The 13,746-nt window shown below is 42.7% G+C and carries 18 protein-coding genes; 3 read left to right on the top strand and 15 right to left on the bottom strand.

The genetic code is table 11. From position 1 onward, the window contains the following. Window positions 1–231, top strand: a 231-nt coding sequence (locus B5F18_RS12795; RefSeq protein ID WP_442911378.1) for a hypothetical protein, incomplete at its 5' end; no start/stop codon positions are given. Here the strand turns inward: B5F18_RS12795 and B5F18_RS11950 are convergent. Further along, window positions 228–461: a helix-turn-helix domain-containing protein gene (locus tag B5F18_RS11950; RefSeq protein WP_005337653.1), complete on the bottom strand. Its 234-nt coding sequence runs from the start codon at window positions 459–461 to the stop codon at window positions 228–230. The two genes, B5F18_RS12795 and B5F18_RS11950, sit on opposite strands and share 4 nt — an antisense overlap. Then, window positions 458–877 (bottom strand): RNA polymerase sigma factor, encoded by a 420-nt coding sequence (locus B5F18_RS11945; RefSeq protein WP_076779897.1) that lies wholly within the window; start codon window positions 875–877, stop codon window positions 458–460. Before B5F18_RS11945 ends, B5F18_RS11950 begins: the two co-directional genes overlap by 4 nt. Window positions 878–1,400: 523 nt before the next feature. Between B5F18_RS11945 and B5F18_RS11940 the strand changes: the two genes are divergently transcribed. Next, window positions 1,401–1,763, top strand: coding sequence for a helix-turn-helix transcriptional regulator (locus B5F18_RS11940; RefSeq protein ID WP_032509185.1), 363 nt, complete (start codon window positions 1,401–1,403; stop codon window positions 1,761–1,763). Window positions 1,764–1,869: 106 nt separating this feature from the next. On the opposite strand, the gene B5F18_RS11935 is transcribed toward B5F18_RS11940, so the two are convergent. The 4 genes from B5F18_RS11935 to B5F18_RS11920 all read right to left on the bottom strand — a co-directional run bounded on the left by B5F18_RS11935 (window position 1,870) and on the right by B5F18_RS11920 (window position 3,597). Continuing rightward, window positions 1,870–2,058: a cysteine-rich KTR domain-containing protein gene (locus B5F18_RS11935; protein ID WP_087157876.1), complete on the bottom strand. Its 189-nt coding sequence runs from the start codon at window positions 2,056–2,058 to the stop codon at window positions 1,870–1,872. A gap of 14 nt (window positions 2,059–2,072) precedes the next feature. Next, entirely contained in the window at window positions 2,073–2,510 is a 438-nt protein-coding gene (locus tag B5F18_RS11930) for a GyrI-like domain-containing protein (protein WP_087157875.1), read from the bottom strand. A 156-nt stretch (window positions 2,511–2,666) separates the two neighbouring features. Beyond that, window positions 2,667–2,891: a hypothetical protein gene (locus B5F18_RS11925; RefSeq protein ID WP_058692533.1), complete on the bottom strand. Its 225-nt coding sequence runs from the start codon at window positions 2,889–2,891 to the stop codon at window positions 2,667–2,669. Window position 2,892: 1 nt separating this feature from the next. Further along, complete coding sequence (locus tag B5F18_RS11920) at window positions 2,893–3,597, bottom strand: alpha/beta hydrolase (RefSeq protein WP_058692532.1); 705 nt, start codon at window positions 3,595–3,597, stop codon at window positions 2,893–2,895. A gap of 159 nt (window positions 3,598–3,756) precedes the next feature. Between B5F18_RS11920 and B5F18_RS11915 the strand changes: the two genes are divergently transcribed. Further along, window positions 3,757–4,314, top strand: a complete 558-nt coding sequence (locus tag B5F18_RS11915; RefSeq protein WP_087157874.1) for a TetR/AcrR family transcriptional regulator — start codon at window positions 3,757–3,759, stop codon at window positions 4,312–4,314. Between the two features lie 45 nt (window positions 4,315–4,359). On the opposite strand, the gene B5F18_RS11910 is transcribed toward B5F18_RS11915, so the two are convergent. From B5F18_RS11910 to B5F18_RS11870, 9 genes are all read right to left on the bottom strand, one after another. Beyond that, window positions 4,360–5,253 (bottom strand): conjugal transfer protein, encoded by an 894-nt coding sequence (locus B5F18_RS11910; protein WP_087157873.1) that lies wholly within the window; start codon window positions 5,251–5,253, stop codon window positions 4,360–4,362. Between the two features lie 15 nt (window positions 5,254–5,268). Next, on the bottom strand, window positions 5,269–6,276 hold the full coding sequence (locus tag B5F18_RS11905) for a bifunctional lytic transglycosylase/C40 family peptidase (RefSeq protein ID WP_087157872.1): 1,008 nt from the start codon (window positions 6,274–6,276) through the stop codon (window positions 5,269–5,271). Beyond that, window positions 6,273–8,405, bottom strand: coding sequence for a CD3337/EF1877 family mobilome membrane protein (locus B5F18_RS11900; RefSeq protein ID WP_087157871.1), 2,133 nt, complete (start codon window positions 8,403–8,405; stop codon window positions 6,273–6,275). The genes B5F18_RS11905 and B5F18_RS11900 overlap by 4 nt, the downstream gene beginning before the upstream one ends. Further along, window positions 8,405–10,852, bottom strand: coding sequence for an ATP-binding protein (locus B5F18_RS11895; RefSeq protein ID WP_087157870.1), 2,448 nt, complete (start codon window positions 10,850–10,852; stop codon window positions 8,405–8,407). The genes B5F18_RS11900 and B5F18_RS11895 overlap by 1 nt, the downstream gene beginning before the upstream one ends. Continuing rightward, the gene (locus B5F18_RS11890) at window positions 10,839–11,228 is read right to left on the bottom strand and encodes a conjugal transfer protein (protein WP_070087533.1); all 390 of its coding nucleotides are present in this window, start codon (window positions 11,226–11,228) and stop codon (window positions 10,839–10,841) included. Before B5F18_RS11890 ends, B5F18_RS11895 begins: the two co-directional genes overlap by 14 nt. A 107-nt stretch (window positions 11,229–11,335) precedes the next feature. Continuing rightward, the gene (locus B5F18_RS11885) at window positions 11,336–11,839 is read right to left on the bottom strand and encodes an antirestriction protein ArdA (RefSeq protein ID WP_087157869.1); all 504 of its coding nucleotides are present in this window, start codon (window positions 11,837–11,839) and stop codon (window positions 11,336–11,338) included. Between the two features lie 17 nt (window positions 11,840–11,856). After that, window positions 11,857–12,354 carry an antirestriction protein ArdA gene (locus tag B5F18_RS11880; RefSeq protein ID WP_087157868.1) on the bottom strand — a complete coding sequence of 166 codons (498 nt, stop codon included), beginning with the start codon at window positions 12,352–12,354 and terminating at the stop codon, window positions 11,857–11,859. Next, a complete protein-coding gene (locus tag B5F18_RS11875; protein ID WP_070087531.1) occupies window positions 12,329–12,565 on the bottom strand; it encodes a hypothetical protein in 237 nt (78 codons plus the stop codon). Before B5F18_RS11875 ends, B5F18_RS11880 begins: the two co-directional genes overlap by 26 nt. Before the next feature lie 97 nt (window positions 12,566–12,662). Then, window positions 12,663–13,598 carry an alpha/beta fold hydrolase gene (locus tag B5F18_RS11870; protein WP_162607595.1) on the bottom strand — a complete coding sequence of 312 codons (936 nt, stop codon included), beginning with the start codon at window positions 13,596–13,598 and terminating at the stop codon, window positions 12,663–12,665. Window positions 13,599–13,746: the final 148 nt, after the last annotated feature.

Raw genomic sequence — 13,746 nt, 5'->3', positions numbered from 1 at the left:
GTCGCTCTCGGATCACTGCGTGGGTCGCTCGCTCTCTTTTGGAAAGGTCATGGCGTACAGTCCCCGTGGCTCGCTGTATCACAAACGTATCTGTCTGCTTTATTCAGTTTTCAAAGAACTGCAACGGCTTGTCAGCCTGTAAAAGCCAACAGCAGGACTATTGACTTTTATAGAATGACAAGCGGTGTGGCTGGAAAGGGGAGAAAACCACGCCCGCCTGTATGTATTTAGATTACTGCGATTTCAAAATTGAGTATCATATCCAGAAAAGCTGTTTGTACTCTGTTTTTCAAATCTGCGTCCACTACCATACACACATTTCCGTGTTCATCATAGAGCTTTCGCAAACAGAGTTTTGAGATATACCCGTCGTAGAAGTTCATCACTGTGGCAATGGCTTCTGGGTCGCCCTCTGTCGCTGATACGATAACCTCAAAAGGTAAGCGTTCATGTTTCTTCATTTGTGTTCCTCCATGTATTTCCTCAATGTTTCAAGCGTCTTTGTTCTGTGATACTGGACATTTGAACGAGGGATATTGATAAAATGGCTGATTTCTCCGTCTGCCATATCCATGAAGTAGGACAACAGAATAATATTTCGCTTCTTCTCGGTCAGAGCTTTGAGAGCTTCGCTCAACTTGTCATTTTCAATCCATACTTCAATTCCCAGCACGTTAAACACGGTGTAGTCGCTTTCGTACTTATCACACTCGCCAAAGCGTTCCTGCTGATAATCTGGCAAATCAGAAAATGAACACTCACGCTTTTCACGTCGCTTCATATCACGGTAGCCTTTCATCACAGCTCGCTTGATGACTTTCTTTGAAAGGCAATCGAACTGTGCTTCAACGGCTTGTCTGAAAGAAGATGTTTCCACTGTTTCACCTCCTTTCTGTGCGAAGTAGAAATGAACGGAAGTTCATTTCCCCCTTTCCGCACCCCAACTACCCAAGGAGGTGTCCAGCTACCAAGATTTACAAAAAAGAATTTGCAAATCTCGGATATAACAAAAACAGTCTATTAGAATACGAATGTACCAATAGACTGTTTTGCTAACGTAAGTGATATGAATTTTTAACTCATGTTTAGGGTGTGCTGACTGGATAACCATTATAAGGCGGTTATTCAGTTGTGAATACTGGCGTATTCGCTGATACGCAATCATGGCACAACCCCCTTATCCAGAGCTGTACCGTGAGTGCAAAAGAAAAGGACAGCTCTGGTTATCCAAAACCGTCCTAATCAGAATGAAAGACATGGAAAAAGATATTACCCTAGAACGGTTTTTTTTATTTACCGTTAAGGTAATATTTATATGAATTATTAATGCATGATATATGTGTTTTTAACACATTCTAATCATGTGTCATGAAGTATAAACTCATGACAGGTGATTTAAAATGAGGAAAAAGAAAGACACGCACAGCTTTGATTTCCGTCCGCTGGGACTGGCAATCAGAGAAGCGAGAGAAAAAGCTGGGCTTTCCCGCAATGATTTAGGCGATAAGGTCTTTTACGGAGAACGTCATATCGCAGATATTGAGAATATAGGGAAACACCCCAGCTTCCAGTTATTTCATGATTTAGTGACCATGTTCCATATCTCTGTTGACGAATATTTCTATCCGCAGGAGAAAGCAGAAAAATCTACAATCCGCAGACAGATAGACGTATCTCTTGATGAACTGACAGATGAAGAACTCAAAATCATTCAAGGAACGATTGACGGTATCATGAAATACAAGGGGACGGGAAGCAAATAGGCTTCTCGTTTTCTTTTTCCTCTCATAAACTATCCTGCTGATCCGCTCCGCAGGAAGCAGGATTTAATAAAAAGAGCCAATAATCTGTAAGAGTAATTCTTACAAACTATTGGCTCTGCGTCTTAGCGTCTGGCTCTTTAATAACTTTTACTATTCCACGATTTATATTGATTAAAGTTTCGTGTTTGCATTTAGGACAGAATAAAGGGAATTTTATCAATTCTGTATCTTTTCGTACTTTAACTCGTGTCTTACTATTGCAAATAGGGCATAATATCCATGATTGCTTTTCCACGGTAACACCACCTTTTATTTTAACGGAATACAAAATTCACATAAATGTAATGAGATTTTCGAGAAAGCATATCGCTCAATTATAGGTTTAGTATAGTCAACGGGTAAATCAGAAGTTAATGTGTCAATATTCTTCCAAAAATTTGCCACATCATTTTCTGTGTGTGGAACCTCAAATATAGCGTAACACCCACTATCAATATTACGAATAGGCAAATCACAATGTATATCCTTGCCAGTGATAACCATTCCAACGTCATATCGCTGTTCATTTTCTGGCGTTGATAAAGGATTGTCCAAAGCTATACCTAGTACCGTTGTATCATCTTTGAATAAATCATTATTCTTTAAATAGTTCTTTAACTTTTCCATTAGTTGCTTATTTCCAGCACCATACTTACCGGTTCTGCGTATATATGCAATTTTAATATCTTTAAATTCTTCAATAAACAAGTTATGACCTCCCATATTTCAATCGGTATCAAGCTTGATAAAGCAATGGTAAGGGCAATTAAAATGTTTTTCAAGATATTTTTTAAAATGCACCACAACTTTTTTAAAAGGTAAGTTCCTCCTGCTGATCTGCTTCGCAGGAAGCAGGAAGAAAACTTAAATTTTCACCTTTTTTGTAATTGTGTAAATATATTCTTCTGGCGTAGGCGTTCTGTTTCCAAAATATTTTTTGAATTTTGCCTGTACCTCTGTATCTGTACTATTCATGGCTTCATCAATGGTAGCCTGTATATTTTCCCTTAATTCCGATATAGGGACACCGCTTGCCTTTGCACCAGCCTTTAAGATTTTTTTCATATCTCTTTTTTTAAGACCTATCATTTTAAAACCTCTTGACAATGTTTTTCAAAATCCATTTACGTAAATACCTTAATTGCTCTTCCGTATGAAACCAATGCTCACCATCACTAAGTATCGTTAATCCACAATTAAATTTGTGGGAGAAGTTTTCTACTGTTTCTAATCTAATTAATTCGTCTTTAACGCTATATAAAATTTCAGTTGGTATAAACCACCTTTCAATAGGATTATCTAAAACATACGTCCAATATTTCCAAGATAGCCTTTGACCAAAATTAGTATCTATTGTTTGTTTTTTTTCTAACTCTATCGGTGTAACATTAGCCCATAACATCATGTCTAAAATTAATTGTTTCATATCCAAAACAGGAGAAACAAACATACATGAGTTTAAATTTTCGTATTTATATGCTAACAAACTAAAATATGCCCCTATACTATTCGCATATAATGATATTTCAGACCACTTTTCTTTGATAAAAGCCAAAAGTGTTTCTAGTTCTGGAACTATACACCACGGATTGAACATATCTTTTTCATTTGTTCTTTCTCCATGCTCTGGTAAATCTATACTAATAACTTGCCAACCAAATTTGCATACTATTCTTGAAAAAAACTCAGCCTCTTCTTTGTTTCCACCTTGACCATGAATAAAAATACATATTTTTTCAGATGGATTTCCCCATAGTATTGCAGGTATATTTCCAATATAAAACTTTTTCCTCATATGTCTCACCCCTTAATTGTATTAGCTTAAAAACTAATTACATTAGTATTTTATCTTTGATTTTGTTTTTTGTCAATAGGATTAGCATTTGGACAATAATAATTATTGACCGCACTAAAGATATTAGTTAAAATGTTTTAATGGAAAGGAAGTATCAATATGCGTGTTTCAAAACAAATTGTAATACAAACCGCCTCGGAATTAGTTGATAAAAATGGGCTTAACAATATTTCATTGAAAACTGTTGCGGATAAATTAAACATAAAAACCCCGTCTTTGTATAATCACATCAGTAGTTTAGATGAATTATTAAGAGAAGTTGCACATAATGGTATGCGTACTATGAATGAAAAAATGTTTAAAGTTGCCGTTGGAAAAACAGGCATAGAAGCAATCAAACAAGTTTCTATTGAATATCTGAACTATATGATTGAGCACCCTGGAATTTATGAAACAATCCAATGGGCAACTTGGCATGGAACAGAAGAAACAGCAGTTATTTTCAATGAATATCTTTCTTTATTGACCACTCTTATTAAATCATGCAATCTTAACAAAGCTAAAACTTCTAAAATACTAAATATGTTAACAGGAATAATTCATGGTTATACAACTTTACAATTAAGATATGCTTTCATTGAACCAGATAAAGTTAGATTAGAATTATCAGAAACAGTAGATACCCTACTAACTGGAATTATTCAAAAATATAAATAATGTATTTTAGGCTTGCAGTCACTATTTAGTCTGCAAGCCTTTTTATTATCCTATAATCTTCCAGTTGCTATCCTTATGAAGCGTCAGCTCATACTGTGATACCTGTGTCGCCTTTGTCTGATTATCAATGAATTTTACAGCTACTTTGACTTTCACGTTGTCACCGTCAGCCGTGAATACAGGATTGACAAGCTCGGAAAAGAGATAGTCTCCGTTTATCGGTTCAAGGGCATTTCCCTCTACATAATAGGCAAGCTCCTTGTCCGTTGCAGTAGGGTACAGCTTAAAGAATGTTTCCAGAAACGCCGTAGCGTCATTTACTGTGTCAGCGTCCACACTGTTGTCTGCTTCCTGTGTCTTTGGTTCATAATCGGATTTTTCCATAGCAGAAGCAAGGGTCGGATTCTGTATGATAACCATATCCCCGTCAGCGTCCACATGGACGGTCACGGTATAGGTTTCTGATACGTCCCTTGTCTGGTCGCCCTCTTTTATCTGTTGATCTATTTCATAGACGACAGAAAAAGCGTTCTCCCCAGACTGTTCCACGTCCCAGATAAGTACGTCCGTGACCGTGGAGCTGGTCGGTATATCTGTTCTTACGGTATCAACATTCAACTCCTGCAATTCCTGTGTCAGATAGGTACTGATAGCCTGTGTTCTTGCTTCGATAGCTTCCTTGTTGTTGCTCCATGTGTAATAGGACTTCGCAAAGTTCTTCACAAAATTTTCTATGCCGTTGGTGTCATTCAAGCGGAGCTGTATGGTTTCTATCTCATGCGTGGTGTGCTGGTCGATAGCCGTAAAATTCTTATACACACCAAAACTCACACTTGCGATAAGCACCACCCAGAGGGCAATAACGGACTTCTTATGCGTCCCCACTTTCATAGTGCGGACTTTCTTTTCCTTTATCGGTTTTTCTTTCTTCTTGAACATGATTTCCATTCCTTTCTATTGCTTAATTCTGCCAGCCCCTATCAAATGCTGTTGCCAGTAGGAGCTTGTAAGGTCGGCGTAGCCTATCGGGTCGCCAGCGTGATACATCTGGTTATTTCCCACATAGATACCGACGTGGGTTACATACGTTCCCGTATTGTAGGTACTGTGGAAGAACACCAAATCCCCAGCCTGTGCCTGTGAAAGCGGGATATGCTGGGTAGCGTCATACTGTGCCTGTGCGGTTCTCGGCAGACTGATACCCGCCTTGCCATAGCACCATTGAACCAGCCCCGAACAATCAAAAGAAGTGTTAGGATTGCTCCCGCCGTACACATAGTCCCAGCCTTGATATTTCAGAGCTTCATTCATTATCTTCTGTGCCAGCTCGCCCGACACTTGACTGACAGTAAGATACTGGCTGACAAGCTCTACATAGAACATATTCCCGTACCCGTAACGCCAGCCACCATTGCGGGCGACAGCGATAGGGTTTGTGTAGGTAACTTTTGTTCCCCCCGACTTGTCACGGGCGAAATTTTCTGCCAGCGTGAAGTTGTGCTTTTTCCCATTGGAAGCTACATAGCCGATATAGCCACCGCCATAGTTATAGGACTGTACCACGACGTTTATATCCTCTATGCCTTGATTTTCTGCTGAAGAAAGCAGAGACGCAAAATACTTGCACCCCTGCTTGATTGAGCTTTCTGTATCAAGTGAGTTAGGCGGTAAGCCCATGCTCTCGGAACTCTGCATAACGTCTGAACCTGTCCCGCCACTTTCCACCTGTATGATTGCCAGCAGATAGGGGACGTACTCGGATATGCCGTATTCTCTGGCGTATTTCTCCACCATAGGCTGATGTTTCAAGACCTCTGCGGACAGGTTCATGCCCGTAACCCATGAAGCAGAACCACCGCCCCCGTCGTCGTTCTCGGCACTGATAAGCACACCAAAGAAAAGCACTATCGCAATGAGAAAGGGAAACAGACTGCCGATAATGGCGATATGTCTCAGCTTCATTTCTTACGTCCTTTCTTTTCCGTGGTGTTTATGGTCTCTTTCTTGATATTTCGTTCTTTTCTGGTGGTCTGTCGGTTCAGCTCCACACCGTTAAGCCTTGTCCCGTGTTTCTGTGGTACAGGTTCATCAGATTTTGAAGCCAGCGGACGTTCCTTGACAGATTGTGGCGTGGTCGGCTCGATATGTACCTTGTCGGTAGTGACAGGACGCTTGATTTCCTGCATTTTTCCTGTGTCTGTCTTAGAAGCGGTGACAGGTCTTTCATGGGGACGGGTAGCTCCTGTTGTCGCTGATCCGTCCGTCGTTCTGCCAGCCTGTTTTGCTTCCTGTGCCTTTTGAAGCTCCATACGCTTGTCAGCGATATTCTGTCTATGCTGTTGGAGCTTGTCGGCACGTTCGCTCTGTCTGGTTTCCTGCCCCTGCACAATGCCACGCTTGAAGTCGGACACATTTGCTTTTGCCTTTTCCTTTGCGGAGTGTACGGCATAGGCGGTCTGGGTCGGCATATCCTTGATATTCTCCTTGACAGCCGTTGCCTTGTCCTTGACCTTATTTTTTGTATCAAGCACCGCACCCACGGCAGAACCAGCTCGGCTTCCAAAAGAAGCATTTTCTCGGCGTTCTTTTCTGCCCGTACCAGCTCTGACAGATTTTCCAGAACCGTCATTCATGGCTGTTCCGGCTACTGTACCAGCCACCGCACCAGCGACACTTCCAGCACCGACAGCTCTTGCGATACGGTGTTCCATACGCCTAGCCCTGTGTCGCATGAACAGATACGGGCGACGGAATATCCTGCGTCCCATGCTCTGGCTGTCCCCAGCGTTAAGAGAGAACATACTCATAAGGTCGCCCAGCTTCATGTAGATACCCGCAAAGCAGACTATCTGTAAGAACGCAATCATAAAGAACGGGTAATCGGTGGAGATGTTGTAGAACATACTGGAAATAGAAAAAGCCACCGTGACAATGAGCGTAATGCCCGCCCTTGTCATAATCGTATTGAACACTCGCACGATTGCCTGTTTCGCCATGTTCTCATAGCTGGGTATCATGGAGAGCAGGAAGCTAATCGGCAGGAACATGGCGAAGATGATAAATAGTATCTGGGAAAATATCATCATGCCCGTAAGCAGGAAAACGAATATCGTTATCCCCAGATTGAAGATGAGCAGGAAGAACACCATTCCCAGACGGTTGATGACCTGCGGTATCGTCAGATTGTCGTTGTCGTTATCCTCGATTTCCGTTTTCACCACGTCCTCACGGGTCGCCCCGTCGTCTGCTGACGGACTGACCGATACCAGAGCTTCCACACGGTCAGCCCCGATTTCCTCTATATCGCTGTTTCCAAATTGCAGGAGTAACCACGGCTGTTGTACCTGTATGGAGAACAGGCTGTCCCTTATCAAGTCCACGCTGTCTTTTCCTTGACTGTCGCTGTCGGGGAGCATGATTTTTGTTCCCAAATCCAGCGAAGCTGTGGAAATATCCGAAGAAAAGTCATTGATTTTTTTGATATAGTCGGGAGCGTAGGCGATAAAGGAAGCGGACAGCACGAACACCACAACAAAGTTGATAACGGCGTGAAGTGCCTTGCTGGTTTCTCGCTTGATAAGTCCCGTGTAGGCAACATAGATACCCACGATAAGGATAATGAGAAGCAGGAAGCCTACATAAAAGCCCGTACTTCCGAAGCCGTTTTCCGTCACGCCCGCTAATGTCTGTATGCTCTTTCCGATACTGTCTGCCATGTCGTTGATGAAGTCCAGCTTATACGCCTGCTGGACGACGTACCCCGTGGCGTTGCTTAGATACAGGCTTATTGTCCAGATAAAGTTGGTGATACAGTACAAGCCGTACTGCACGCTCTTTCCGATACCGTCCAGCCAGTTCCACGGAAGCCAGCCCCAGCTATTGTCCACATAGAAGTCAAGCTGGTAATTCTCCAAAGGGTACTGCGAATACAGATTGTCCGCATTGACCGTATCATCAACAAGCCCCGTTGCGTGAGCCACCGTCCCGAACAGGGAGAGGAACACAATAGAGGTAAAAATGACTATCAGAGCAATCTTGAAAAAACGAAAGAGCTTCTTTCTTGTCAGAAGCCCCTTTATCTTATCTTTCATCACTCCACCTCACTTTTCACGGGCGGTCTGGTATCAAAGGCGTGCAGTAATTCTTCAAAGACAGGGTGTATCTGCACCACGCCCACACGCCCGTACAAATCTTGAAGCAGGCATTGTCCGTTCTCCAAGTCACGAAGTCGTTTCTGGTTGTTCTCGTCGTCCTTGTCGATACCGAAAAATTCAAGGGTCTGCTTTATCTCGTTGATGTCGGTACTTCTAAAGGCAAACTTCAAGCCGATATTGTTCTTTAGGTTCTTTTTGGACACGTCGCCAGAGGATTGCGTGACGAAGTACACGCCCGCCTGCATAGCACGTCCCGCACGCACCAGCTTGTTTGAGAGGGTTTCGCCCTGTGCCACGTTGAGGAACGCCCATGCTTCATCTAAATCCACGATTTTAAAGATACTGCGGTCTGAATGAATGAAGTCTAAGGCAAACGTACTAATGACAATCAGCATAGCCACGGACAGCAGTTCAATGGTCGTGTATTCCTCAAAGGTCGTGTCCTTGTCGGGAAGTACCAAATCTGCCACCTGTATGATATTGAGCTGGTTGTCCAAGCTGATAGCGTTCTTAACCGAACCGTCGGAGAACAGCAGATGTGCAAAGTCATAGTCCGTAAAGCTGTCGATATGGTCGGCAATATTGCGGGCTATCGCCGTGTCCTCTCTGCGTAGCTCGTCTATCACATGGAGAAGTCCTCGCTGATCGCTCTGGGTCACGGCTCGCACCGCTTTTCTAAGGACAGGGAATTTCTCGCCGTCCCTAGAGGAAATCCCCGTAAGGAATGTGAGAATATCTATCGCCAGACTTTCAGCGTCCTTTACATTCTTCATAATCACGAACGGGTCAAGAAGCCCAGCATTTTCCTTATCGCTGGTAAGGTTGACGATATTGATTTCATGGGCTATCTCTGGAAGCGTTTCTTTCCAGTTGCCACGCTCGCTCTTAGGGTCGAGAATGACCGCCTGTCCCCCAAAGAGAACGGAATAATAGACAATCAGATTGTTGCAGAATGACTTTCCACCGCCAAGACTTCCCACAAAGGCAGAAGCCAGAGCATTTGTGACCGTACCTTTCACGCCTTGACTGGCAAGAGAGGGCTGTAAATAGACGTTTCTTCCCGTGTCTACGGAATAGCCGATATAGATACCTGTATTTTCTCCTAACTGCTGTGTTGCCCCGAAGCCAAGTCCAGCCAGAAAATCACTCTTGACGTATTGTACATAATCATTGATGTAACGCTTGCTGGCGGGGAGAAATTCAGAGTGAAGTCCCAGCATATCCCCAGCAGGTCGCACCAGCTTGACGTTTAAATCGTCGTAGAAGTCCTTGACCTCATCACAGCGTCGTTTCAGCTCGTCAAGGTCGGGAGCTGATACCCTTATCACATAGGAGAGCTTATACATACTTTCCTTGCTCTGGTCTAAATCGGTTTCCAGCTCGTCCACGCTGTCTAATGCGTCCACCACATTTGAGCTGGTTTCGCTTCCAGACTGATAGGCGTGATTGTCCAAGTCTTTCAGCTCTTTCTTTTTGTTGCGGACAGTCGATAAGGCTTTTCTGTTCCCGACGATTTCCACATTCATGCTCGTATCAACAGGGAAAGTGAACTGCTGTTGCTGGAAGTAGAATATCTCACTGGACGGGAAATCCAGCTCGCCCACAATCGCATTGACGGTAAAGTAGGACACGAAGCTCTCGCTGTCCTCATGTTCCAGCCTTATGTATCGCTGGCTTTCCTCTATCAGACAGCGGGTCGGACGGATAAGGTCGTACTGCTTGATGAGCGTTGCCTTTTTCAGCTTCTTCTTTGGAAGCGAATATTCGTAGTCCTCATACGCCACGCCGTCCCTGCCGTAGATATGCTCGATAAGATACCCAAAGTCGTTCTTGTCCAAGCGTCGGAACTTGAAACGGCGGGAGATTTTATTTTCCAGCAGTTTTTCCATTTTCATGTAGCGGTTGATTTCATCATCTGGCATGGAGATAAAGTCGTTCATCAGCATATGGTTGACCTCATTCAAGAACTCTTTGAACGTCATAAACGCCGATTTTTTCATGCTTTCAAGGCTCACTTTTTCCTCTGTCACAATGAGCTTGAAGCCGATAAAAAAGCGGTAGTCCACTTGATTGTCCCCAATCATGCTTACTAATGCTTCTGTCTGTTCATCTATCTTCTGTATCGCCACATCACGAAGTCGCCCCGTCACTAATCTTTTTGACTGCTCCTGTATGCTTCTTACGGAACTTTCCGTTGCTATCTGCAAGGCGTGTATCTTTCCCTCACGGGACTGTGCGATAAGCTGACGGAAACTGTCATGGACGATAAATTTCTGTTCAGCCGATAGAAAGCTGTAATTGTATGGTATCAGCTCATAATAGGCGAATACTTCATTGTCCTTGTTCCAGACAAGGTTGTTGTCGATATATTTAATCGGGAACATACATCACACTCCTAACCGCCGTGACGGGTTCGCTGAACACTTCCTTTTCCAGCTTCACGGCTTTTCCTGCATAGGTCACTTTTGGTCGCAGGGCAAACGTAATCTGCGATTTCAAGAAGCTGTAAGGCTTCTTGCCGTCAAAGGTCTTTTGGCTCATAAACCATGTGAGGGCGACGGGAATACCGAAGTATTTTAAAAATGCCCCCTCGATAAGCGATAACGGCGGTAAGTCCCCTAAGAGAATGACGGCAAACTCCGTGATGACAAACCACGTTATCTGGGTAAAGGTAACGGGAAACGGGAGAGTAAAGTCGTTGATTGCGTATAAGACTTTCTCCACGTTCCAGATACCCGTGTAGCTCTTAATCTTCTTCAATTCGTTTCAGCTCCTTTCATTGTAATGGAAAAGGACAGCCATTTTCAGACTGTCCTTGATAGAAAAAGCTGTCAGTAGCGACCTTGCCTGTCGCTGATCTGCCAGCTCTAATATGGTATCTCGCATATCCCACGGCTTGTTTCAATGAATGTCCCCTCTATGGACAAGTCCCTGCCGTATGCTTCATAGTCGATATAGTTCTGCAACGGTAGCGGTATCTGTCCTAATACCTGCAACTCGTCAATGAAGTAATAGGCAACGTCGGTCATGTCCTCACAATTAGGATAATAATAAATCTCGTCCTTATGCTCGTAGACTTCTTCCAGACTTCCATAGTAGGAAACAAACTCGTCCAGAGCGTCCGTGATATAGTCGGGAAGCTCACAAATCATCTCGTACATCTCATTGAGTTCTTGAATGGAGATATACTCCCCGATTTCAATAGGGAAGTTGTCGGTATCATGGACAGCGTATTCCTCATAATAGCTGTTCAGCCCGATACGCTCCGCAACATCTTCCTCGTCGATAGGAAAAGAAAACCAGTCCCCGACAAGTTCGCCCTCATTGTATTTGCCAAGATTAGCGATATACACCCTCATGTCGTCAACCACAGGCACACACCTCTTTTCTACGGAAGTTCATAGATACCGTGGTCGGTTTCCACAAAGCGTCCGTTGTCGTCAAGATACTGCCCGTAGGCTTCATAATCGAAATAGCGGGTGACACTCTCACTTAGGGAAGTAAAGTCTGGGTCATTATTCAGTATGTGGCGGGCAACGTCCGTCATGTTCTTACACCATGAATAGTGGATAATATCGTTTCTGTATCGGTGCAGTTCGTCAAGGTCGGTGAAATAGCACATCAGCTCCCCGTAGTCCTCTTTCAAGTCAGAGGGCAGACTTTCATAGGTATGGTACAAGTCGTCGAGCCTTTCAATGGTGGTATCTTCCTGCACTTCATCAGCAAAGGGAAGCTCCTTTCCCGTGATAGAATAATAGTCTGTATCTATATCAATCCCCAGCAGTTCTTCTACCTGTTCTGTGTCGATAGGCAGGGTGAACCAAAAAGCTCGTATCTCGCCGTCAGTCGGCTCTCTGGCTTCAATCTGCACACGCATTTCTTCCATGTTTCATCACGTCCTTTCTTTGTAACGCTTCCTGTATGACGGCGTAAGGCACACCGAATACATAGCGTGAAAAATCTTCTAACTGTTTTTTAGGGTAGTCGGACAGGCAAAGGCGTTTCATCTCAAACCAGACCGCACGCTTGTAGTAGGGCAGGTCGGAGAGATACGGACAGCCGATTTTTGCCTGCATATCCGTAAAAATATCTTTCAATCAATCACTCCAATCTGAAATTTGAGTATAGAAAAAGCGGTTGATCTCCAATGGAGTAACCGCTTTGTGTCGGGATATGTAATTATTAAATTAGGATTTACTTGCCTGACAAATATAATTTGATTTCCTCAGCTATTGTAGCATATTCGTAATCCTGAACATAATGAGGACAATTCAATTCTATAATTTTTGCATCATCAACCTTTGTTATGTATTTTTTAGGTATCTGACGCCATGTTTCCTCGTCAAATCCCGTTCCACCAGACCCATTAGATACAAATAAACACATTGGAACAGTAGGAACACCCATTTCCTCTACAATCTTGGCATTATTTTTAATATATTCCATTTCTTGTATCATTGTAGATGTTGCTGTTCGTCTATAAAAAATTGCTTTATAAATATCTTTTTCATACTCCGTCAAAGTGCCATGTTTTATTGCTTCACTTTCCGAAATACCTGGTATTAATCTTGTGACTCCAATATTCGCTACAAAACTAGCCACCTTCATCAATGGAATATTGATTTTCATATTCTCATAATACTGTGGTACTGCCATGTCCAATCCAATAATAGCAGTTACTTCATCTGGATATTTATTAGCCCAATAAAGTGCCTCCAATCCCGACATAGAATGTGGACACAACACATATGGTCCTTTTATACCTGCCATTTCAAGTGATTTTCTTGTATCATCGAGAATACTATCTATATCTCTATCTCTATCAACTACATCACTATATCCATAACCGAATTTTTCAACTACAACAATCTGATATTCATCAGATAGCAAAGAATATAGTGATTTAAAATCTAAAATAGGTGAACACGTTCCACCCCCAGATAGAAATACAAGTGTTTTATCTCCGCTACCTTCTTTATAAACACTCATATTGTTTCCATCAACAGAAATCATTTCACCCAATGGTACTAGCAATTCTTGTTCTTTATCCAAACGAATTCTATGATTGATGTAGACAGCAAGCAATATCACAACAAATAACAGAATAATAAACGCAAATATCTTAAACATCTTTTTATATATCCTTCGCATGTTTTTCCTCCCAAATTTCAATTTGTCGATTTCTATATTCACATTATATCAGTTAAAAATCAGCCATTCAATGAAATTCATAGCGTGACTATCTTTTATCTGCGTACCATTCCGTCACCCCCTTTCA

Source organism: Lachnoclostridium sp. An181 (assembly GCF_002160325.1).
GTDB lineage: Bacteria > Bacillota > Clostridia > Lachnospirales > Lachnospiraceae > An181.
Note: the sequence above shows the minus strand (reverse complement) of the source record. Positions and strands in the feature narration are given on the sequence as shown.

What these genes read in the sequence shown, in the direction of transcription:
- B5F18_RS11905 (WP_087157872.1), bottom strand. Translation starts at nt 6,276, where the DNA reads ATGAAGCTGAGACATATCGCCATTATCGGCAGTCTGTTTCCCTTTCTC.
- B5F18_RS11900 (WP_087157871.1), bottom strand. Translation starts at nt 8,405, where the DNA reads ATGAAAGATAAGATAAAGGGGCTTCTGACAAGAAAGAAGCTCTTTCGT.
- B5F18_RS11880 (WP_087157868.1), bottom strand. Translation starts at nt 12,354, where the DNA reads ATGGAAGAAATGCGTGTGCAGATTGAAGCCAGAGAGCCGACTGACGGC.
- B5F18_RS11920 (WP_058692532.1), bottom strand. Translation starts at nt 3,597, where the DNA reads ATGAGGAAAAAGTTTTATATTGGAAATATACCTGCAATACTATGGGGA.
- B5F18_RS11895 (WP_087157870.1), bottom strand. Translation starts at nt 10,852, where the DNA reads ATGTTCCCGATTAAATATATCGACAACAACCTTGTCTGGAACAAGGAC.
- B5F18_RS11870 (WP_162607595.1), bottom strand. Translation starts at nt 13,598, where the DNA reads ATGTTTAAGATATTTGCGTTTATTATTCTGTTATTTGTTGTGATATTG.
- B5F18_RS11925 (WP_058692533.1), bottom strand. Translation starts at nt 2,891, where the DNA reads ATGATAGGTCTTAAAAAAAGAGATATGAAAAAAATCTTAAAGGCTGGT.
- B5F18_RS11915 (WP_087157874.1), top strand. Translation starts at nt 3,757, where the DNA reads ATGCGTGTTTCAAAACAAATTGTAATACAAACCGCCTCGGAATTAGTT.
- B5F18_RS11940 (WP_032509185.1), top strand. Translation starts at nt 1,401, where the DNA reads ATGAGGAAAAAGAAAGACACGCACAGCTTTGATTTCCGTCCGCTGGGA.
- B5F18_RS11910 (WP_087157873.1), bottom strand. Translation starts at nt 5,253, where the DNA reads ATGTTCAAGAAGAAAGAAAAACCGATAAAGGAAAAGAAAGTCCGCACT.
- B5F18_RS11950 (WP_005337653.1), bottom strand. Translation starts at nt 461, where the DNA reads ATGAAGAAACATGAACGCTTACCTTTTGAGGTTATCGTATCAGCGACA.